We start from the raw sequence: 21020 nt of genomic DNA, 5'->3' as shown, positions 1-21020 counted from the left end.
ACAACCCAAACCGAACTGAAGCGAATTAACCTGTGGAGCATCGCCCATGAACACCCGTTTCGCTGTGTTAACCGTCCAGTTGCTGCTGGCAATCGCATTGTCCAGTTCGCTGGCGTTCGCCAATGGTGGTGGCGATGACGCTCCCGCAAGACCCAATTGCCCCAAAGGGCAGGTCTTCGACTCCCGGTCGCAAAAATGCCTCAAGCAAACCAGCAGCCTGGTACCGGACGCCGACCGTACCGATTACGCTTATCGGCTGGCCAAGGACGGTCGCTACGAAGAAGCCCTGGCCCTGCTCGACACCCTAAAACAGCCAAATACCGCCAAGGCCTTGAACTATCGCGGCTACGCTACACGTAAACTGGGGCGCACCGACGAAGGCATCGGTTATTACCTGCAATCGGTCAAACTTGATCCCCACTACGCGCAAGTTCGCGAATACCTCGGCGAAGCGTATGTGGTCAAAGGTCGACTGGATCTGGCGCAAGAGCAGTTGCAGCAGATCAAAACCATCTGCGGCAGCACCACCTGCGAGGAATACCAGGACCTGGCCGAATCCATCAACGATTCATCGAAAACCTGACACACCGAGCAGACGGAGGCCGCCATCGCCAGCGATCAGGCAATACGGGCAGAACTGGGCCAGCACCTGGCGCGTTTATGGCGCTACGGCTTGCTGTTGTCCCGGCAACGGCATGTCGCCGAAGACCTGGTGCAGGCCACCTGCGTGCGGGCGCTCGAGCGTGCCGGGCAGTTTGTCCCGGGCTCGCGCATGGACCGCTGGTTGCTGAGTATTCTGCACTCGATCTGGCTCAACGAAGTTCGCTCCCGAAGAGTGCGTCATGGACAGGGGCTGGTGGATGCCGACAACGCTTTGTCGTTCGACGGTGAATACGCGGCGCAAACCCATGTCCTCGCGGCGCAGGTGATCCGGCGCGTTGATGCCCTGCCCGAAACCCAACGCGAAACGGTGTTTCTCGCCTACGTCGAGGGCTTATCCTATCGCGAAGTGGCCGACGTGCTGGACGTACCCATCGGCACTGTCATGAGTCGCCTGGCTGCGGCACGCGCAAAACTGGCCGAATACCCGCCATTGCACACCGTGCCGAACCCTTCCACAGGAGAACGTCGATGAACGATCACGCACGCCCGACGGTACCCTCGGATGAGCAACTGGTGGCCTACCTCGACAACCAGCTCGACAGCGAACAGCGCACCCGCATCGACGCGGCCATTGCCGAGGACCCGACGCTCAACCTGCGCCTGCAATGGCTGGCCCGCAGCAGCCTGCCGTTCAAGGAGGCCTACGACGAGTTGGGTCGACAGGCGCCCGTGGACCGCTTGCAATCGATGCTCGACACCTTGCCTTCACCTGAACGCCCAGCCATGAATCGGCGCTGGTTTCTCGCGGCGGCCGCCGGGTTGGTGTTGAGTGGCGTGGTGGCGGATCGGCTGTTCCTCGGTTGGCAGTTGAGCCAGCAAAAGGAAAACTGGCGCGGGCTGGTGGCCGAGTACATGTCGCTTTACGTGCCGCAAACCCTGGACCACCTGGCCACTGACGAAGCCGCTCAGCGGGCGCAACTGCGGACCATTGATGCACGTCTTGGCCTCAATCTTGTGCCGGCGAAACTGGCCCTGCCACGGTCTGAGTTCAAGCGCGCGCAAATCCTCGAGTACGACGGCGTCGCCATTGCCCAAATCACCTACCTGGACCCGGCGCACGGCCCCATGGCGCTGTGCGTCACCCGCTCCAACAGCGGCAGCCGGCATTTCGCCCAGGAGCGCCGGTACGGGATGAACATTGTCTATTGGGCTGACATGGAACATGCCTGGATGTTGATCGGGCATAACCCGGTAGCGGATCTGGAGGACATGGCCAAGCTGTTGCGAAGCCGGCTGAGCGCGTGATCTGTTTTGACACTATGCTGGGGGCCTCATTTCCAAGGAGGAACCTACCCATGCCAATCTCTTCACGCACAGCCTTGCTCGTCATCGACGTACAGAACGACTTCATCCCCGGCGGCCAGTTGCCGGTACCCGAAGGTGATCTGATCGTCCCGCTGATCAACCGCCTCGGCGCCCGGTTCACCCAAGTCATCATCGCCCAGGACTGGCACCCGGCCGGACATGCATCCTTCGCCTCCAGCCACCCGGGCCGCGCGCCTTATGACGTCATTCAACTGCCTTATGGCGAACAGACGCTCTGGCCGGACCATTGCGTGCGAGCTACGCCCGGTGCCGAGTTGCACAAGGATCTGGATCTGCCCCACGCCCAATTGATCATCCGCAAGGGCTGCAACCCGGACATCGACAGTTACTCGGCGTTTCTGGAGGCGGACCGAACGACCACCACAGGCTTGGCCGGGTACTTGAAGGAACGCGGTATCGACACGGTTTATCTGGTTGGGCTGGCACTCGATTTCTGCGTGATGTTTTCCGCGCTGGATGCGCGGGCGGCAGGGTTTAACGCGTTTGTGGTGTTGGATGCGTGTCGGGCGATTGATCTGGACGGCTCACTGGCCGCGGCGATCGAACGGATGCAGGTGGCTGGAGTTGGGTTGATTGCATCAACCGAAGTGCCAGGCTACCCCCCTGTAGCAGCTGTCGAGCAGCGCGAGGCTGCGTTCGGCTCGGTCCGCGCTCGGGCGAAGCAGTCGTAAAGTCAGGCACTCCATTCTTTCAGGAAAACCGCATCAGCCGGGTTGGCGAGGACTGCGTCCTCGAACGCAGCCTCGCAGGCTCGGCAGCTGCTACACAGAATGCGTCAGGCTGAGGTGGGCAACCACAAACGAAACCGTGCCCCACCCAGCGGCGACGCTTCGACGGTGAGCGTGCCGCCTTGAGCTTCCAACGCCCGACGACTGATGGCCAACCCCAGACCGAAGCCTCCCGTGGCCCGATCCCGACTGCGATCCAGTCGATAGAAAGGTTCAAATATCCGCTCACGCGCCTCATCCGGAATACCGATCCCGTCATCGTCCACCCAGATTTCAGCCCCCTTGGCACACACCTGCACACCAATCTGAATGCGTTTTTCGCAGTAGCGCATCGCATTGCGCAGCAGGTTCTGAATAGCGCGGGCAGTCAGCCTTGGGTCGAGGGCGAAGCGTTCAAGTTGTCCGTGCAGGAGGACATCAATAACGATGTCCGGGGATTCCAGTTCTTCGTCGACGCTGCCAAGGATGCTGTCGATAAACTCATCCAGCGACACCTCGACCCGCTCCGGCAGCCGCGCCGGGTTTTGCAGGCGGCTGTAGGACAGCAGTTCCAGCACCAGCTCATCGAGCTCGCGAATGTGCGCGACCAGACCTTGCAGACGCTCGCGACTGGCGGCGGGTAAATCGTCGGACAGTGCCAGCGCCAGGCCGAAATCCAGTCGTGTCAGGGGTGTGCGCAATTCGTGAGAGACGGCATTGAGCAGGTCCCGCTGCTGGTTGAGCAGGTTCTCGATATCGCCAGCCATGGTATCGAAGACGTTGGCCAGGCTACCGATGTTGGAGCTTTTGGAAATCTGTGTGCGCTCGCTCAAGTGGCCCTTGCCGAAACGTTCAGCCGTACCTTTGAGGCGTTCCAGGTCGCGCCAGTGCGGGCGCAACCACAGCAACAGGCAGGCGAGCATGGTCGCGCCGATCAGCACGTTGATGCTCCAGTACAACAGGCTGACGTCCACCGGGTCCGGCGGCACGACCATCTCCACCACCGTCCGCTCGTTCAGCGGCGACACCGCCAGGGTGCGCCAGCCCCAGTCGCCAATGCGCACGACGTTCTCGCCACGCTGCAAACGCTTGCGCTCATCAGGGGTGAAATCGGCATCGTCGTTACCGGTGAGGACGATGTGCAGGGGCTGGAATTCCTTGTCCATCTCCGCAGCCAAGGCCGGCCACTGTTCCGGGGGCACGGCGTGAAACTGTTTGACGATGAGGGTTTGCAGCCCACGCGAATAATCGAGGTTGTAGGTGAGAAAGCGCTCCTGGAAGACCTTGATCACCACGTCAGGCACCAGATAGATCGCTGCGCTGTACGAAACGATGGTCACCAGGTACAGGCGAAACAGGATTCTGAACATCGACTCAGCATTCCCACTCGGAACGGCTGAACAGGTAACCCTTGCCCCACACGGTCTTGATCTTGCGCGCCTCGCCGGCGTGGTCGTCGAACTTGCGCCGCAACTTGGAGATCGCCACGTCCACCGAGCGGTCGGTGCCATTGAACTCGATGCCGCGCAGGCGTTGCAGAATCTGGTCTCGACTGAGCACTTCGCCGGCATGCCGAGCGAGTACCACCAACAGGTTGTATTCACCGCTGGACAGTTCGACCAGTTGCTCGCGCCAGGTCACGGTGCGCTCGGACAGGTCGATGCACAGATTGCCCATCAGAATGCGGTCGTTGGCCGTCTGCGGCTCGGTGAGGCTGCTGCGCCGCAACAACGTCCGCACCCGGGCCAGCAACACGCGCGGTTCGCAGGGTTTGGTGACGTAGTCGTCGGCGCCCATTTCCAGGCCCAGCACCTGATCGTGACTGTCGTCGCGGGCGGTGAGCATCAGGATCGGCAACGTGGCCGAATCGGCGCGCAGCAAGCGGCAGACTTGCAAGCCATCGAGCCCCGGCAGCATCAGGTCGAGAATCACCAGGTCCGGCGGATTGACCCGCGCACGTTCGCGCACATGGTCACCACGGCTGATCACGTTGACGCTATAGCCGTTGCGTTCCAGGTAACTGGCAATCAGTTCGGAGAGCGCGGTGTCGTCTTCGACCAGGAGGATGTTGGGCATGGGTGTTTCCAGAAAGTGCAGTGGCGACTGATACACCGCTATCGCGAGCAAGTTCGCTCCCACAGTGTCCGGTGGTGTTCACAAAGTCTGTGTCCACTCAGATCTCTGTGGGAGCGAGCTTGCTCGCGAAGGCGGCCTGACCGTCGCAAAAAGTTTCAAGCCGTGAAGGATATACGCCTGCGCCCGCCCGTGAGTAAAACCCTTACACAATTTCACACAGCGCCTACAAAGCTTCACCGCTACCCTCGTCGTCTCCCCGTAGGATGCTGGGGGTCATTATTGGGGTATTACATGTCAAAGAATCTGCTTGCCAGGCTCAGCCTGATTGCACTGGCGGTGACGCTGAGCGCTTGTGAAAAAGCCTCGACGGCCGAAGAACAGGCGCCTCTGGCCACGGTTCGCATCGAAACCATCCAGGCCAGCCCCCTGTCGATCACCAGTGAACTGAGCGGGCGGATTGCCGCGCCACGCATTGCCGAAGTCCGCGCCCGGGTGGCCGGTGTGGTGTTGCAGCGGGCGTTCCGTGAAGGCAGCGATGTGAAAAAAGGCGAAGTGTTGTTCCGTATCGACCCGGCGCCGTTCAAGGCAGACCTGGACAGCGCTGAAGCGGCGCTGCGCAAGGCTGAAGCCAATGCATTCCAGGCGCGCCTGCAAGAGCAGCGTTACGCGCAGTTGATCGAAGGCAACGCCGTCAGCGGTCAGGATTATGACAACGCCCGGGCCAGTGCCCGGCAAACGGCTGCCGACGTCGCCGCCAACAAAGCCGCCGTGGAACGGGCGAAACTCAATCTGGGTTACGCCACCGTCACAGCGCCGATTTCCGGGCGCATCGGCCGCGCGCTGGTGACCGAAGGCGCACTCGTCGGGCAGAACGAAACCACACCGCTGGCGTTGATTCAGCAACTGAACCCGATTCACGCCGACCTCACCCAATCGACCCGCGAACTCAACGACCTGCGCCGGGCATTCCTTTCCGGCCAGTTGCAGCAGGTCGGTCAGGACCAGGCCAAAGCCACGCTGATCCAGGACGACGGCAGCCTCTATCCATTGCCGGGCAAGTTGCTGTTCGCCGACATCACCGTCGACCCGGGCACCGGTCAGATCATTCTGCGCAGCGAATTCCCCAACCCGGACCTCGACTTGCTGCCGGGCAGCTTCGTGCGCGTGCGTCTGGAGCAAGCGGTCATTCAGCAAGGCATCAGCGTGCCGCAACGGGCCATCCAGCGTGACAGCGCCGGCATCGCCCAAGTGCTGGTGCTCGACGCCGAACAACGGGTCGGCCAGCAACCGGTTGAACTGGGCGCTGTGCAGAACGATCGCTGGATCGTCACCGCCGGGCTCAAGCCCGGTGACCGCATCGTCACTGAAGGCCTGCAGCACGCCCGCCCCGGCGACAAAGTGCAGATCGACGACACCCCTCTTCCACTTGCCCAGGCTTCTGGTCAGTAAGCAGGACGCTTCTTTATGCCGCAGTTCTTTATCGATCGTCCGGTGTTCGCCTGGGTGGTTGCCCTGTTCATCCTGTTGGCCGGCGCCCTGGCCATTCCACAGTTGCCGGTGGCGCAATACCCTAACGTCGCGCCGCCGAAAGTCGAAATCTACGCCGTGTACCCCGGCGCTTCGGCGCAGACCGTGGACGAAAGCGTGGTCAGCCTGATCGAGGAAGAACTCAACGGCGCGGACCATCTGCTGTATTTCGAATCCCAGAGCAGTCTCGGCAGCGCCACCATCACCGCGACGTTCCAGCCGGGCACTGACCCGGAAATGGCTCAGGTCGATGTGCAAAACCGCCTGAAAGTGGTTGAGTCGCGCCTGCCTCAAGCGGTGACGCAGCAGGGTTTGCAGGTGGAGAAAGTTTCCGCCGGTTTCCTGCTGTTGATCACCCTCACCTCCAGCGACGGCAAGCTCGACGACGTGGCGCTCAGCGATTACCTGGCGCGCAACGTGATGAACGAGATCAAGCGTCTGGACGGCGTCGGCAAGGCGCAGCTATACGGTGCCGAACGGGCGATGCGAATCTGGATCGACCCGCAGAAGCTGATCGGTTTTAACCTGACCCCGGCTGACGTCAATGCCGCCATCGTCGCGCAGAACGCGCAAGTGTCGGCGGGCAGCATCGGCGACTTGCCGACCCGCACCACCCAGGAAATCACCGCGACCATTCTGGTCAAAGGCCAGTTGTCGACACCGGAAGAGTTCGCCGACATCGTCCTGAAAGCCAATCCCGACGGCTCAACTGTGCGCATCAAAGACGTGGCGCGCGTCGAGATCGGCAGTCAGGAATACCAGTTCTCCACCCGCCTCAACGGCAAACCGTCGACCGCCGTCAGCGTGCAATTGGCCCCGGGCGCCAATGCCTTGAGCACTGCCACGCTGGTGCGGGCGAAGATGGACGAACTGGCGCGCTACTTCCCGGCGGGTGTGGAATACAAGATCCCGTATGACACCTCGCCCTTCGTCAAAGTCTCGATCACCAAAGTGGTTTACACCCTCGGCGAGGCGATGCTGCTGGTGTTCGCGGTGATGTTTCTGTTCCTGCAAAACATCCGCTACACGCTGATCCCAACCCTGGTGGTGCCGGTGGCGCTGATGGGCACCTTTGCGACCATGTTGGCGCTGGGCTTTTCGATCAACGTGCTGACCATGTTCGGCATGGTGCTGGCGATCGGCATCCTGGTGGATGACGCGATTGTGGTGGTGGAGAACGTCGAGCGCATCATGGCCACCGAAGGCCTGTCGCCCAAAGAGGCAACACGCAAGGCAATGAAGCAGATCACCGGCGCAATCATCGGCATCACGCTGGTGCTGGTGGCGGTGTTCATTCCGATGGCGTTCATGCAGGGTTCGGTCGGGGTGATTTACCGTCAGTTCTCCTTGTCGATGGCCACCTCGATTCTGTTCTCGGCGTTCCTCGCCCTGACCTTGACCCCGGCACTGTGCGCAACGTTGCTCAAGCCGATTGCCAAGGGCGAACATCACGAGAAGCGCGGGTTCTTTGGCTGGTTCAACCGACGTTTCGAGCAACTGACCGAGCGATATCAGGGCTGGGTCGCCTATGCGTTGAAGCGCTCTGGCCGTTACCTGCTGATCTACGGCGTGCTGCTGATCGGATTGGGCGTGTGCTTCAGTCGACTGCCCTCCTCGTTCCTGCCGGTGGAGGATCAGGGTTACACCATCACCGACATTCAACTGCCACCGGGCGCGAGCAAGAACCGCACAGTGCAAGTGGTTGAACAAATCGAAGCCCACAACGCCACTGAACCCGGCGTTGGCGACAGCACGGTCATTCTCGGTTTCAGCTTCTCCGGCAGCGGCCAGAACGCGGCGTTGGCGTTTACCACGCTCAAAGACTGGTCTGATCGGGGTAGCGACGACTCGGCAAGCTCCATTGCCGACCGCGCCAACATCGCGTTGAGCCAGATCAAGGACGCCGTAGCATTTGCAGTACTGCCGCCGCCCGTTGACGGTCTGGGCACCTCCAGCGGTTTCGAGTTCCGCTTGCAGGACCGCGGCGGCCTCGGCCATGCCACGCTGATGCAGGCGCGTAGTGAATTGCTCGCTGCCGCCGAGAAAAGTCCGATCCTGATGAACGTGCGCGAAAGCGCGCTAGCTGAAGCGCCGCAGGTGCAACTGGTCATCGACCGCAAACAGGCCAACGCGCTGGGTGTTTCCTTTGCCGACACTGGCAATGTGCTGTCCACCGCCGTCGGTTCGGCCTATATCAACGACTTCCCCAATCAGGGGCGGATGCAGCGTGTGGTGGTTCAGGCTGAAGGCGATCAGCGCAGTCAGGTCGCCGACCTGCTGAAGATTCACGTGCGCAACAACACCGGAAAAATGGTGCCGTTGTCGGCCTTCGTCCAGGCCAAATGGACTCAGGGCCCGGCGCAGTTGACTCGCTACAACGGCTACCCGGCGATCAGCATTTCCGGCGAACCGTCGCCCGGTCACAGCACTGGCGAAGCCATGGCCGAAATCGAACGGCTGGTGGCGCAAGGTCCAGCGGGATTGGGTCAGGAATGGACCGGGCTGTCGTTGCAGGAACGCTTGTCCGGCAGTCAGGCACCGATCCTGCTCGGGTTGTCGCTGCTGATCGTGTTCCTGTGTCTGGCCGCGTTGTATGAGAGCTGGTCGATTCCGACCTCGGTGCTGCTGGTGGTGCCGCTCGGCGTGCTCGGCGCGGTACTGGCCGTGACCTTGCGCGGAATGCCCAACGACGTGTTCTTCAAGGTCGGGATGATCACCATCATCGGCCTGTCGGCGAAGAACGCGATCCTGATCATCGAATTCGCCAAGAGCCTGTACGACGAAGGCCACGACTTGATCGACGCCACGCTGCAAGCCGCACGCCTGCGCCTGCGGCCGATTGTCATGACGTCCCTGGCGTTCATTCTTGGTGTTGTGCCGTTGGCAATTGCCACCGGTGCCAGTTCGGCGAGCCAGCAAGCCATCGGCACCGGGGTGATTGGCGGGATGATGACGGCGACGCTGGCGGTGGTGTTTGTACCGGTGTTTTTTGTGGTGGTGATGAAGTTTGTGCGCAGGCGCCATAAGAAAACCTGACCAACACCTAATTCCCTGTGGGAGCGGGCTTGCCCGCGATGAGGTCATAACAGTCAATATCTCTTTTGACCATTACACCGCTATCGCGGGCAAGCCCGCTCCCACAGGCTTCGTGTTGTTCTCTCGAGTGTGGTCACAACGAACTGCGCTGGGCTAAGGTGTTTGCAAAGCCCTGACGCATCGAGTTCACATGCCCTTCCTCGCCCGCACCCACCCTCGCCTGTCTGCCGCCACCACCCTCGGCATTGCCGTGGGCATACTGGCGCCAGCCGACTCGATCATCAGCAAAATCCTCTTCGGCTGGAATGCCGGGGTCTGGACTTACCTGGTCCTGATGCTTTGGCTCACCGCGCGCGCCAAAGCGCCAGATGTGAAACGCATTGCCGAGGTCGAAGACGAAAACGCCGGGCTGGTGCTGTTTGTTGTATGCGTCGCTGCAATTGCCAGCCTGGCGACCATCACCTTCGAACTGGCCGGCAGCAAGGACCTGGAAACCACCCGTAAGCTGTTGCACTACGGCTTTACTGCATTGACCGTGATCGGTTCATGGCTGCTGATCGGGGTGATTTTCAGCGTGCACTACGCCCGGCTGTTCTACACCTGGAGTGGCAAAGACCCGGCACTGCGTTTTGCTGAAGGTCTGACAACGCCCAATTACTGGGACTTCCTGTATTTCTCGTTCACCATCAGTGCGGCGGTCCAGACGTCCGATGTCGGCGTGGCGACTCGGGATCTGCGCAAGATTGTCCTGGCGCAGTCGCTGATCGGCTTTCTGTTCAACACGGCCATTCTCGGGTTCTCGATCAACATCGCGGCGGGACTGTTCAACTGATCCCTGCACAAACGTTCTAGTCATCGCCCTCGGCGCAGGCGTTAAATAAGTCGGCTATCCGTCTCACAGGTGCAGCATGACGACTCACAACTGGATCGACCTGGCCCAGGACGCCGATACCGGCATCGAGACCCTGCGTGCGCATTTCGAAGGCCATGCCTACGACCCGCACTGGCATGACAGCTTTCTGGTGGGCGTCACCGAACAAGGGGTTCAGCAGTTTCACTGTCGGCGGGCAAAGCACCAAAGCACGCCGGGCAAGGTGTTTCTGCTCGAGCCGGGTGACATCCACGACGGCGAAGCACCGACCGAAGACGGTTTCACCTACCGCATGCTGTACCTCGACCCGCAGTGGCTGAAACGTGAACTCAGTGCAGTCTTCGAAAATGCCCCCGACAACAGTCAATTGAGTTTCGCCAACACCCTGGCCAGCGACTCGCGACTCGCCCACGCCACCAGCCTGGCGTTTCAAACCCTGCATCACGGTGAGCTGAAAATCGTCCGCCAGACCGCCCTCGACGGTTTGCTCGAACGCCTGACCAGTCACCTGCACTGGCGCGCCCGCTATGGCGAGGATCCGCGCCTGCCGCTGGTGGCGCAGAAGGCACGGGAGTACCTGCACGCCAACGCTCAATACGACATCGGCCTCGACCAGCTGGCCGCCGCAACCGGCGTTGATCGCTTCCGCCTGACCCGCGCTTTCAAAGCCGCTTATGGCATCGCCCCGCACGCCTACCTCGTGCAATTGCGCCTGGCGACCGCCCGGCGAATGCTGGCCCGTGGCGAGCAACCAGCGACGGTGGCGATGGAACTGGGGTTTGCCGATCAGAGTCACCTGGGCCGCTGGTTTGTCCGAGCATATGGTTTGACGCCAGCGCTGTATCGCAAGCGCTGCTCAAATCTTCCAGACGCATGACCCGGACTTTGTGAGGATCGGCTCCTGAGTTAATCCACGGAGCCCGCTGCCATGTTGTCCACCTTCCCGACCTTGCTACCCTTTATGTTGTTTGCTTTCGTCGCCTCCATCACGCCGGGGCCGACCAATATTCTGGTGCTGAGCAACAGCGCCCGGTATGGCTTCAAGGCAACTTTGCCTATCATCTTTGGTGCCTGCGCCAGCGCTGCTGTCGTCGTCCTGCTGGTGGGGTATGGTTTGGGCGAATCCCTGAAGCAGAGTCCGTTGCTACAACACGCCATGCAGTGGTCAGGTGTTACCTGGTTGAGCTACCTGGCCTGGCAGATTTTCCATTCGACACCCGAAACCCTCGATCCGCACTTATCCGAAAATCATCGGCGTCCAGACCTTTTGACTGGCGCAGGCCTGCAATGGGTAAACCCGAAAACCTGGATGATGGCCATGGCGGTCGTCAGCGTGTTTTCCGACAACGGTGCCGATCGCCTGGATCACATCGTTTATTTGAGTTTTGCGTTTTTCGTTATAGCCCTGCCTTGTATGACTGCTTGGGCAGTTCTTGGGTCAAGCGTCAATCAATGGCTTCGTTCAACCAAAGCCCTGCGAAACTTTAATCGGTCCATGGGTATATTGCTGGCAGGTTCGACGTGGCTAAGTGTATGGATCGGACAGTAAAAATTTGTCCCACGCCAACGGAGAAAAAATCACATTTAGAAGACCTTGTAAACTGTCAGGTTTGACAGTTTACAAGTTAGCTTTTAAGCGCTCTGATATGTCATCCCGGACGTTTTATTGCCAGGATATTTCGAGTCATAATCGCGGAGACAACTTTAATGAACAGGATCAATAACATCACCCGATCCGGTAGCTGCAGTGGAACAATTGGCGAGGGAATCACGTTCAATGCGCACTTGGTAGAGTTGAAATCAGAGACTTTCCCACCACCGCACGGCGAGTCTCATGTCATGTTCGCCAGGCAACGTGCGCCCAGTCCGGATTTCACCACAAAAGAAGTGTACGTGTCAGTCAGGAAAGACTTGGCAGATGGCCCTTATACTGTCAGCCCGGACTCCAGTGAGGTGCGGGTAACCTTTGTGGACAATAGCGTATCGCCAGAACCCGTCATCTACATGCAGCTCAGCGGAACGATTGACATCAAGTTCGATAAAACCACAGGTGTTTTCTCTGGAGAACTCAAAGACGTCCTTCTGGAAAACCATGATGGTGACGACGATAAAACGCTAACCCTCAATCTCCAATTCAATGCAAAAAGCGATACCTCCAGCACTCGTAAAAACAAAAGCATCAGACAGGCCGCCTGACAAAGTCATGAAAGAAACGTTCAATAAAAAAGGAAGCCTAAGCTTCCTTTTTTATTGAGTCGCCGCCATTTATTTGCTTAAAAACCGTAACGAACACCCATATTCAAGCCGATTGGCCGCTCTATGTTTTTCCCTTTGCTGTAGTCCGCATCAATGTGAACTTGCAGGCGATCCGTCATGGCGACAGCGAAACCTGCAGCAATCTCACCTCGAGACCCTGAGAGATCATTGTTGAACACATTGTCGTTAACCTTGACCTCATTATTTTTGGCGAACTCGTGACCCAGCGCGACCCGTACATAGGGCTGAACTTGCAGATCGCCTTCCAGGGCAAAAATGCGTCCAGCTGTCATGCCGGCTTCACCCACCAATGACCGTGTGCGGTCTCCATCCGCTTGCATATCGTTGTCCAGAGTGAAACTCCTGCCCTGAATGACCACACCGGACCACTTTGTGTAGGGTTCGATGAAATAGCCATCAGCCAGTTTGATATTGCGCCCAAGCTCGATGGAACCACCCAGTCCGGTATTATCGTAATCACCTTTGGCCCTGTGTCCATCGCTCAAGCCAACCTTGGCCTCGTTGCGAAAGCGGTTCAATTTAAGAACTCCGTCCAGGTAGTAACCACTACCGGCATCAATCCAGGTGAGGTAAGTCCCTAGATAGTTGCTGGTGACGGTACCGGAAGTGCCGCCATCTAGGTTCAGGTCGGACTTGCTATGCCCCGCCATCACACCTATCAGCCATTGTCCGTCGCCGAATGGCAGCGGCGCATCGGCCCCCAACGTAAAACCTCGTTGGGTTTGTTGATATCCGACACCTGAACCATCGGCCACGTTGTATTTGTTGCCATAGGTGCGGCCCCAGGCGCCGCCCTCACCCCCATTGAAACGCAACTCCCCCATGCGCGAACGCAGAGACGTAGCTTCTGCGGACCACACTGTCGATGCCGTGTTGAATAAAGCCAGCACTGAACGCGCGCCGGGGCTGACTGTCCTTGTCGCGGGATCGAGAATCCAGTCGTTGCCGCTTTTCGCCAAGCTATAAGAAAAGGCCCCGAGGTCTACCTCCCTAGCCATAAAGAATTGCGCATCGCCGCCACCTGTTTGCACCACCCGAACTGGTTGACCGGCGGCGGGGTCCACACCAGAACTACTGATAATCAGTTCATGACGACCGCTCGCCGTCCCCGTCACATTCAGCAAATCAGTCTGCCCCGTAGAGAAGTCAGTTCCCAACTCGAAGCGACCATTGCCCGCGAGCTGCCCCACATTCAATTGATAAAAAGCATTGTCGGCGCCGAAGCGTACGGTGCCACCGTTCAACGTCAGATTGTCTATCTGGCCATCGCCCACCAGTACCCATCGAGACGAATCATTGATGGTTGCGCGGGAGACATTTTCCAGGTTGCCTGTCAGAACCGAACTGTTCTGTAAAACCAGGTCAGTAGTGCTGCCTGCTTCATTGACGATATTGCCGCTCAACGAACTGTTATTGACAGTAAACGAGGCAGTAGCACCTCCTCGTACATCCAGCAAGGTATTGTTGCCTGCCACCAGCCGGGAGTTGTTCAGCGTGATCGTCGCAGTCGAAGACCCCGCACTGGCGAAATCAACCTGAATGGCCGAACCGGTGACGCCCTCGACAGTTGTGTTGTTGAGGTTCAGCGTCGCGGGCTGAATAGAATTCGCGTCAAGCCCGATCGTCACACCGTTTTGCCCCCCTATGATCGTGCTGTCAGTGGCCGTGGCCTGACCGCTGGCCAACCTCAATCCGTAACTGCTGGCACCTGTTCCCTGAATCGTCGAATCAGTGACATCCAAGCGACTGAATGCACTCACCAGGGCTCCGCCCGTCACACCGGTTATGTTGCTTTTGCCGCTAACGGTGGCGGTAGACCCCGTCAAAGTATTCGCGTTGCGTACAACCTGAAGCCCGACACGATTGCCAGTGATCGTGCTGTTGACGATATTGGCCTGACTATTGACGAGTACCACCGCAGCCAGACCGCCAACGCCCGAGACGTTTGCTCCGCTCAGGTTAACTTGAGAGCCGTTGCGGGCTGCGATCTGTTGAGTGATACCTGCATTGACGTTGAGTGTCGAACTGTCAGTGTTTATGAACAGCGTCTGAGCGCCATTGACGTTCAATGTGGCATTTGAGTTAAGTGACCATTGCTCGGGAACGCCCCCGGTAATAGTTGTGGTCCCTCCAACAAGGTTTCCTGCCATGGTCAATGATGAGAATGGCAACAGCATGGAAGTAAATATCAAACTCCACCTGATAGGAAAAGGAGGCTCCGTAATTAAATTTCGTTGCATAGTAGACACCTGTCATCTAAAAAACCGGGCCACTGCCACTTGCGTAGGAGGCCATGAAAATGAGTGTCGTTAGGCTAGCGTGAAGCTACGCGCATCTCTGTAGGACTTATCTGTTTTTCAGCATCGAAAAATCCGCCATCGGATTTTTCTGACAGATCTCGAAGCAACTTAAAACAATGCGACTAAGATCATCTAGCCGCATTGTCCGTGGCGAACGTCATGGAACAGGATTTACTTCTTCGCAGTACTGCCCCTCGCTATTAGTAAACAGCATGAAATGTCTAGCCTCCGCTGAAGCAGGAGTGGGCGTAGTGCCACTTCGGGTAATGGTGTATGTGAGTACACCATTTGTCCGATTCGCCGGTTTGAAATGAGTGCCATATATACCGATATCGACTGCAGCCCCCGCCTCCGGATACGGGTCAGGTACCAGCAAATCTGCAGTGGTTTCCGTACCAGGAACAAGAACCGGTGGAGTGGCATCGGTATATGCAGCAAAACTTAACGTGATCGTCTCACCCGCTACCGTGTAAGCACTTTTCGGGATGGTAACTCTCAGATTGCGTCGTGTGGTGCCATCACCAGGAGGGACGAAGTTCAATGTTGAACAACCGATTCTACGCAGCGGGCCTGCAAGATTCTGCACCTCGGGTGCGAGAGTCTGAATAGGAAAAGCGTCTACAGGAATATCTTTGGGTACACACTGAGTCGGGTTTGGATTCAATGCGGTATGAAGTACCCAATGTAAAGGTTTGTCTCCGGGACCTTGAGCAAAGATTGTATCCCAAGGAAGCTGTTGCGTAAGTGTAGTATTTTCCTGACCCGGGGCTAAGGGGATGCGCGTACCCACTTGCACGTTATTATAATAAATCGCAACCAACCATCCTTCTTCAGTAGGCGGAGCAGCAAACAATTTAATTGAAATCGTTGCTTCCTTACCGAAATCCCCTTCTTCTACCTTATCCGTACTGCCCCCTGGAAACGTCAGTACAGGTTGGTCCAAAGCAGGGTTCACGGGATCCGGCTCACTCGGATTAATGGGTCCGATATAGTGAATATTGACGAGTGTCTTGTCATTATTTCCACCAAGACGACGGTTACCTCGAAACATGGCATAACTGAACTCGGTTTCTTCATCGCCATCTGTATTGCCATATACAGACTTGATGGTGGAATACGGAACATCCCAAACCAGTTTTCCATCAACGGCAGTACTCACAAGCTTTTCACCCAGCTCCTCTGTGCCCCAGTAACCCATGAGAGTGTCCGTTGCAGCATACGGGGCGGGCACCGTCGCCTCAAGTTTGACCCCCAGATGGCAGTCAGCCAAATCAATCAAATCGTCGTTGGCCAATGGCACCACGGGTGGTTCAAACACAGTAGGGTCGGCAATGCGCTTCACTTCACGCGAAGCTGGACTCGATACTTTGCTCAAGTGACCTACAAGATCCCTCACTCTATAGATGACTGTATTAACACCTTCTTCAGCATTGACAAATACATCGATGGGGATTATGAATTCGCGCGTGGAGGGTAAATCAATTTCAAGCACCGGTTGGTCACGCACAGGATCCGGGGCTCTGCCCACCCAGGCCAGCAACACGTCGGTGGCGTGATAGTTCCCATAGGCTGCGGCAGTCAACGTGATTCCGTTCGGGTTTTTACCTATGTAGGCTTCATCGATAACAGCGGTCGGCGGCAAATCGACTGGAAAGGTAGCCGCTTTCGGAGACAGGTTCGAAGGTGGTTGCTTCACTCTATAGGGTGCTGTTCGGTCAATAACGTATGTAACGATGTCCGAATGTCCATCATTCACCGCGCCATACCAGTAAACGTATTGAATTTCATATTCAGTAGGGGATTCAGGTGTGTTTTTCTCGACCATCCACGGGGTCATTGGAATTGTCTTGGGCAAAGGCCATGTCCTGCCAGCAATAGGCCCTAAATCTTGCGGGGCCTCTAATTCCTCCCAGTTGAGCGTACCTTTCTCACGGATTCTAAACTCAATCATATCATCCGGATCCTCAGGCTCCGTGGGTCGCGGAATGGTGTAATTGAGCGGCGCGGACAGCGCCGCCAGCGGGATGCGCAAGTCACCTCCGGGAAGTGTTTGAGCTGTAATTGTGACGCCGACGGGGTTTGCGAATACGCCTCCCGCACCGTAACTTTTCTGAAGCACAGCGCTTCGGGACAATATGGCTTTATCAACTCTGCTGTTCATCTTTAAAATCTCCTGCCATCACATTTAAGTAGAACTTACCGGGATCAAAGAATACGATTTACAACGTCCTGCGCAGCGCACATCACTCAACATTGTTCAAGGCCCACATGGGAGTTCTTGACCACTGATGATTCTGTCGATTTTGACCAATGCTGTTTTTGACTGACCTACAAGCCTGGCTCCACGATAGATTCGATAAACAACGGTAGCGGAAGAGCTTACCATCGGCTCTATATGTATGTCGTAGGGTTCAACGACGAGTGGATATCCTTCCCGAATATCTTTATCGCTCAAGCTTTGACGCACGTTAATCCAACGTGCGTCAACGATTTCATCGCCACTGCCATTCCATGTGGAATACCCTCTCCATGTAACTTCGCATTTATCGCCAACTTTAAACAAGGTTAGCGGTGGAACAACAAAATGTATGCCAAACCATATTGGTGGATCGGTGATGCAATTATAATAACCCCAATCAGTTAAATATAAAAAACCAACCTCTTTAAGATCAATCGGCACTGGAGTGTGATCTATTGTCAGTTTTCGGCGAAATGAAAAGGATGGATTATCGGCCGAATTAAGCAATTCATACCACAATTCCACGACACCATTATTTAGCAAGTGCTCTGGACCAATATGAATGATAAATTCTGGCTTCATGTCCGTCGGTGTATAAGTATTTTCTATCTTTACAGATGGTTGTCCGGGTTGCTCAAAGCGAACCGTCAAAATGTCCCTTTCCCCCGGCTCCGTCGCCGGGTCGGGCCATAAAGGTACGATCACATCAATACCTTTGGGCAGCAATGGAAGTGGGATATAGCCCTCCGGATCAACATCGGGATCAGCTACACCTTTAACTTTCGGCGCATCGAATGTCAGTGGTTTATTAGGCGCCATATCGAAGGTCCTTTGATGGTCACGAAATTATCCTTTGGTACTGAAAGAAATTAAGCGCCGAGTTCAGTGGTGTGGCTACTGTCATATCTGACAGGTAAAGCTACCGTTTGTCGGTTTTATCCGACGCATTGGGATGTCACTGGCTTGACGTTTTCAGGTTAATGGTGTCTTCTGAAACCGGTTTCAAAGCCAGCCTGCACAAACACCAATAACAAGGTTAAAAACCGTGAACGACTTCTCCGCCGCCCAGCGCAGCCGCGTCACCATGCTCGACGTCGCCGAACACGCCAAGGTCTCCAAGGCCAGCGTCTCGCGCTTCATCGGCGATGACCGCGCCCTGCTCTCCGATGCCATTGCCCTGCGTATCGAGCAGGCGATTGCCGAACTCGGCTATCGCCCGAACCAGATGGCCCGCGGCCTGAAACGCGGGCGCACTCGCCTGATTGGCATGCTGGTGGCCGATATCCGTAACCCTTATTCGATTGCCGTGATGCACGGGGTGGAAACCGCCTGCCGTCAGCACGGTTACAGCCTGGTGGTGTGCAACACCGACCGCGATGACGAGCAGGAACGCCAGCACCTGGCCCTGCTGCGTTCCTACAACATCGAAGGCTTGATCGTGAACACCCTCGGTCATCACCGCGATGAGTTACGAGAACTGCATCGGGAGATGCCGCTGGTGTTGGTGGATCGCAAGGTCGAGCAGCTCGAGAGCGATCTGGTCGGGCTGGACAATCCTGCCGCCGTTGAAATGGCCCTCACCCATTTGCAAGAACGCGGCTATCGCGATGTGCTTTTGGTGACCGAGCCGTTTGACGGCACCAGTTCGCGGATCGAGCGGGTCAGCAGCTTCAAGGCGCAGATCGAACAACGCCCGACCCTGCGCGGCACCCTCGTCGAAACCGGCAGCGAACTGACCGCCAAACTGAAAACCTTCCTCGAAACGCCCGGCCCCGGCCCGAAAGCGCTGTTCTGCGCCAACGGCATCGCCGCGTTGGCCAGCACCCATTCGTTGCGTGAACTGAAGTGCAATCTGTTCGAGGACGTCGGCCTGATCGCCCTCGATGATCTGGATTGGTACCCACTGGTGGGCAGCGGGATCACCGCCCTCGCCCAGCCGACGGCCGAAATTGGCGCCAGTGCGTTCGAGTGTTTGCTCAAGCGTTTGCGCGGTGATGTCGGGCCAGTGCGGACCCTGGATTTTTCGGCGCGGTTGATTGTGCGTGGGTCGACGAAAATCGCTACTTAAGTCAGCAGCCCTATTTTTTTGAACAAAAATGAAACCGGTTTCAGAGGTATACAACAATGAATAAACCACCCGTTTCCATCAGCCTGTCGAGTTACGGCGCCGACCTTGTTCGCCAACGTGGCCAAGGATCGTTTATCGACGTGTTGGCCGCCTCCGGCGCCACGCGCATCGAATGGCGCGAAGAACTGCTGACCGTCGAAGACCCCGCGCAACTGGCTGACGCCACGCAGGCCCAAGGCCTCGAAAGCGTGTATTCCTCACCGATGGAATTGTGGCTGGCCGGCCAGTCCAAACCCAATCCCGAACTGATCTCTGCGTTACAGCGGGCCCAGGCATTCGGTGCCAAATGGCTGAAAGTGTCCTTGGGCTATTTCACCGACAACAGCGACCTCCAGACCTTGGCCCGCATACTGGGCAAAAGTGCGGTGCAATTGCTGGTGGAAAACGATCAAACCTTGCACGGTGGCCGCATCGAGCCGTTCCAACGGTTTTTCACTGAAGTCGAGCAACACAACTTGCCAGTCAAAATGACTTTCGATATCGGCAACTGGCATTGGCAAGACCAGTCCGCCGCCAGCGCCGCGCGGTTGCTCGGTCGCCACGTCGGCTACGTGCACTGCAAAGCCGTGACACGCCGGGCTGACGGCAAACTGGTCGCCATACCGCCGACCGCCAGCGACCTGCATCTGTGGGAACAACTGCTGCGGCACATGGCCCAAGGCGTTATGCGAGCGGCGGAGTATCCGCTGCAAGGCGACGACCTGGTGCAGTTGACCACCGAGCATGTCGCCACCCTCGCCCGCCTCGGTCAAACCCGTCTGGAGAGCGCTCATGTCTGAGATCGATATTCTGTCGTTCGGCGAAACCATGGCGATGTTTGTCGCCGAGCAGAACGGTGATTTGGCCGACGTTGGCCACTTCCACAAGCGCATTGCCGGGGCCGACAGCAATGTCGCCATTGGCTTGTCGCGGTTGGGTTTTAACGTGGCCTGGTTGAGCCGGGTGGGCGCCGATTCGCTGGGCCGGTTCGTGATCGATACGCTGGAGAAAGAAGGTCTGGATTGCAGCAACGTTGCCATCGACACCGCGCATCCCACCGGTTTTCAACTCAAGTCGCGCACCGACGATGGTAGCGATCCAGTGGTCGAGTATTTCCGGCGTGGGTCGGCGGCGAGTCATCTGTCGCGGCAGTCGATCGCGCCTGAGTTACTCAACGCTCGACACTTGCACGCCACCGGCATTCCGCCGGCGCTGTCCGAAACGGCCCGGGAAATGTCTTTCGAGTTGATGACCCGCATGCGCGATGCCGGGCGCAGCGTGTCCTTCGACCCGAACCTGCGCCCGAGCCTATGGGCCAGCGAGCAACAGATGATTACCGAGATCAACCGCCTCGCCGCCCTCGCCCATTGGGTGCTGCCGGGCTTGAGTGAAGGCCGCTTGCTGACCGGTTTTGAAGACCCGGCCGACATCGCGGCGTTTTACCTCGACCTGGGCGCCGAAGCCGTGGCGATCAAGCTTGGCCCGCACGGTGCGTATTACCGCACCCATCTGGACCAGGGTTTTGTAGCGGGCGTGCCGGTGGCAACCGTGGTCGACACCGTCGGTGCCGGCGATGGATTTGCCGTTGGCATGATCAGCGCCCTGCTGGAAAACCACAGCTTTGCCGACGCCGTGAAGCGTGCGAACTGGATTGGCAGCCGCGCGGTGCAGAGCCGGGGGGATATGGAAGGATTGCCGACCCGTGCCGAAATGATCGCCGAATTTGAGGCCGCCATCGCGGGCAAGCCGAATCGTCGCACCGCCACTCCCACAGGATCGAGTCCAGACGCAAAACCTGTGGGAGCGGGCTTGCCCGCGATGAGGCCCGCATAGTCACTGAAAATCTTTAAACCGTTACCTGCTGCGACAAAAACAACAAGCTCAGGAGCAC

The 21020-nt window shown here is 57.7% G+C and carries 17 protein-coding genes and 1 pseudogene; 13 read left to right on the top strand and 5 right to left on the bottom strand.

Features of this window, described 5'->3' with window-relative positions; all coding sequences use genetic code 11:
- Positions 1-46 precede the first annotated feature (46 nt).
- The 4 genes and pseudogenes from ABH912_RS04715 to pncA form a co-directional block, all read left to right on the top strand.
- Entirely contained in the window at positions 47-583 is a 537-nt protein-coding gene (locus ABH912_RS04715) for a tetratricopeptide repeat protein (RefSeq protein ID WP_429509759.1), read from the top strand.
- 54 nt (positions 584-637) lie between these two features.
- Entirely contained in the window at positions 638-1135 is a 498-nt protein-coding gene (locus tag ABH912_RS04710; protein WP_197281712.1) for a sigma-70 family RNA polymerase sigma factor, read from the top strand.
- Positions 1132-1908, top strand: a complete 777-nt coding sequence (locus ABH912_RS04705) for an anti-sigma factor family protein (protein WP_033055123.1) — start codon at positions 1132-1134, stop codon at positions 1906-1908. Before ABH912_RS04710 ends, ABH912_RS04705 begins: the two co-directional genes overlap by 4 nt.
- Positions 1909-1958: 50 nt before the next feature.
- Positions 1959-2579 (top strand): annotated as a pseudogene (pncA, locus tag ABH912_RS04700) (bifunctional nicotinamidase/pyrazinamidase); the annotation flags it as partial.
- Between the two features lie 185 nt (positions 2580-2764).
- Here the strand turns inward: pncA and ABH912_RS04695 are convergent.
- Positions 2765-4066 carry an ATP-binding protein gene (locus ABH912_RS04695; protein WP_429509757.1) on the bottom strand — a complete coding sequence of 434 codons (1302 nt, stop codon included), beginning with the start codon at positions 4064-4066 and terminating at the stop codon, positions 2765-2767.
- 4 nt (positions 4067-4070) lie between these two features.
- A complete protein-coding gene (locus ABH912_RS04690; protein WP_429509756.1) occupies positions 4071-4772 on the bottom strand; it encodes a response regulator in 702 nt (233 codons plus the stop codon).
- 291 nt (positions 4773-5063) lie between these two features.
- Here ABH912_RS04690 and ABH912_RS04685 point away from each other — a divergent pair, with 291 nt between their 5' ends.
- The 6 genes from ABH912_RS04685 (at position 5064) to ABH912_RS04660 (ending at position 12402) form a co-directional block, all read left to right on the top strand.
- Entirely contained in the window at positions 5064-6221 is a 1158-nt protein-coding gene (locus tag ABH912_RS04685) for an efflux RND transporter periplasmic adaptor subunit (protein ID WP_429509754.1), read from the top strand.
- Between the two features lie 15 nt (positions 6222-6236).
- Positions 6237-9335, top strand: coding sequence for a multidrug efflux RND transporter permease subunit (locus ABH912_RS04680; RefSeq protein ID WP_429509752.1), 3099 nt, complete (start codon positions 6237-6239; stop codon positions 9333-9335).
- A 190-nt stretch (positions 9336-9525) separates the two neighbouring features.
- Positions 9526-10167: a DUF1345 domain-containing protein gene (locus ABH912_RS04675; RefSeq protein WP_033055131.1), complete on the top strand. Its 642-nt coding sequence runs from the start codon at positions 9526-9528 to the stop codon at positions 10165-10167.
- Positions 10168-10243: 76 nt separating this feature from the next.
- Positions 10244-11083, top strand: coding sequence for an AraC family transcriptional regulator (locus tag ABH912_RS04670; protein ID WP_033055133.1), 840 nt, complete (start codon positions 10244-10246; stop codon positions 11081-11083).
- 51 nt (positions 11084-11134) lie between these two features.
- Positions 11135-11755, top strand: a complete 621-nt coding sequence (locus ABH912_RS04665) for a LysE family translocator (protein ID WP_033055134.1) — start codon at positions 11135-11137, stop codon at positions 11753-11755.
- 158 nt (positions 11756-11913) lie between these two features.
- Positions 11914-12402: a hypothetical protein gene (locus ABH912_RS04660; protein WP_033055136.1), complete on the top strand. Its 489-nt coding sequence runs from the start codon at positions 11914-11916 to the stop codon at positions 12400-12402.
- A 77-nt stretch (positions 12403-12479) separates the two neighbouring features.
- On the opposite strand, the gene ABH912_RS04655 is transcribed toward ABH912_RS04660, so the two are convergent.
- The 3 genes from ABH912_RS04655 to ABH912_RS04645 form a co-directional block, all read right to left on the bottom strand.
- Positions 12480-14723, bottom strand: a complete 2244-nt coding sequence (locus ABH912_RS04655) for an autotransporter outer membrane beta-barrel domain-containing protein (RefSeq protein ID WP_429509750.1) — start codon at positions 14721-14723, stop codon at positions 12480-12482.
- 217 nt (positions 14724-14940) lie between these two features.
- Positions 14941-16944: a hypothetical protein gene (locus tag ABH912_RS04650; protein ID WP_429509749.1), complete on the bottom strand. Its 2004-nt coding sequence runs from the start codon at positions 16942-16944 to the stop codon at positions 14941-14943.
- A 96-nt stretch (positions 16945-17040) separates the two neighbouring features.
- Entirely contained in the window at positions 17041-17841 is an 801-nt protein-coding gene (locus ABH912_RS04645) for a hypothetical protein (protein ID WP_429509747.1), read from the bottom strand.
- A 226-nt stretch (positions 17842-18067) separates the two neighbouring features.
- On the opposite strand from ABH912_RS04645, the gene ABH912_RS04640 reads away from it, so the two are divergent.
- The 3 genes from ABH912_RS04640 to ABH912_RS04630 are packed head-to-tail and all read left to right on the top strand — an operon-like array spanning position 18068 to position 20962.
- Positions 18068-19090, top strand: coding sequence for a LacI family DNA-binding transcriptional regulator (locus tag ABH912_RS04640; RefSeq protein WP_429509745.1), 1023 nt, complete (start codon positions 18068-18070; stop codon positions 19088-19090).
- 56 nt (positions 19091-19146) lie between these two features.
- The gene (locus ABH912_RS04635; protein ID WP_033055140.1) at positions 19147-19929 is read left to right on the top strand and encodes a sugar phosphate isomerase/epimerase family protein; all 783 of its coding nucleotides are present in this window, start codon (positions 19147-19149) and stop codon (positions 19927-19929) included.
- Entirely contained in the window at positions 19922-20962 is a 1041-nt protein-coding gene (locus tag ABH912_RS04630; RefSeq protein WP_429509742.1) for a sugar kinase, read from the top strand. The genes ABH912_RS04635 and ABH912_RS04630 overlap by 8 nt, the downstream gene beginning before the upstream one ends.
- Positions 20963-21020 lie beyond the last annotated feature (58 nt).

Origin of the sequence: Pseudomonas sp. BT76 TE3572 (assembly GCF_050435365.1) — a bacterium.
Classification (GTDB): Bacteria; Pseudomonadota; Gammaproteobacteria; order Pseudomonadales; family Pseudomonadaceae; genus Aquipseudomonas; species Aquipseudomonas fluorescens_W.
This window is presented reverse-complemented; position numbering and strand designations above follow the sequence as displayed.

What these genes read in the sequence shown, in the direction of transcription:
- ABH912_RS04715 (WP_429509759.1), top strand. Translation starts at nt 47, where the DNA reads ATGAACACCCGTTTCGCTGTGTTAACCGTCCAGTTGCTGCTGGCAATC.
- ABH912_RS04705 (WP_033055123.1), top strand. Translation starts at nt 1,132, where the DNA reads ATGAACGATCACGCACGCCCGACGGTACCCTCGGATGAGCAACTGGTG.
- ABH912_RS04695 (WP_429509757.1), bottom strand. Translation starts at nt 4,066, where the DNA reads ATGTTCAGAATCCTGTTTCGCCTGTACCTGGTGACCATCGTTTCGTAC.
- ABH912_RS04690 (WP_429509756.1), bottom strand. Translation starts at nt 4,772, where the DNA reads ATGCCCAACATCCTCCTGGTCGAAGACGACACCGCGCTCTCCGAACTG.
- ABH912_RS04685 (WP_429509754.1), top strand. Translation starts at nt 5,064, where the DNA reads ATGTCAAAGAATCTGCTTGCCAGGCTCAGCCTGATTGCACTGGCGGTG.
- ABH912_RS04680 (WP_429509752.1), top strand. Translation starts at nt 6,237, where the DNA reads ATGCCGCAGTTCTTTATCGATCGTCCGGTGTTCGCCTGGGTGGTTGCC.
- ABH912_RS04675 (WP_033055131.1), top strand. Translation starts at nt 9,526, where the DNA reads ATGCCCTTCCTCGCCCGCACCCACCCTCGCCTGTCTGCCGCCACCACC.
- ABH912_RS04670 (WP_033055133.1), top strand. Translation starts at nt 10,244, where the DNA reads ATGACGACTCACAACTGGATCGACCTGGCCCAGGACGCCGATACCGGC.
- ABH912_RS04665 (WP_033055134.1), top strand. Translation starts at nt 11,135, where the DNA reads ATGTTGTCCACCTTCCCGACCTTGCTACCCTTTATGTTGTTTGCTTTC.
- ABH912_RS04660 (WP_033055136.1), top strand. Translation starts at nt 11,914, where the DNA reads ATGAACAGGATCAATAACATCACCCGATCCGGTAGCTGCAGTGGAACA.
- ABH912_RS04655 (WP_429509750.1), bottom strand. Translation starts at nt 14,723, where the DNA reads ATGCAACGAAATTTAATTACGGAGCCTCCTTTTCCTATCAGGTGGAGT.
- ABH912_RS04650 (WP_429509749.1), bottom strand. Translation starts at nt 16,944, where the DNA reads ATGAACAGCAGAGTTGATAAAGCCATATTGTCCCGAAGCGCTGTGCTT.
- ABH912_RS04645 (WP_429509747.1), bottom strand. Translation starts at nt 17,841, where the DNA reads ATGGCGCCTAATAAACCACTGACATTCGATGCGCCGAAAGTTAAAGGT.
- ABH912_RS04635 (WP_033055140.1), top strand. Translation starts at nt 19,147, where the DNA reads ATGAATAAACCACCCGTTTCCATCAGCCTGTCGAGTTACGGCGCCGAC.
- ABH912_RS04630 (WP_429509742.1), top strand. Translation starts at nt 19,922, where the DNA reads ATGTCTGAGATCGATATTCTGTCGTTCGGCGAAACCATGGCGATGTTT.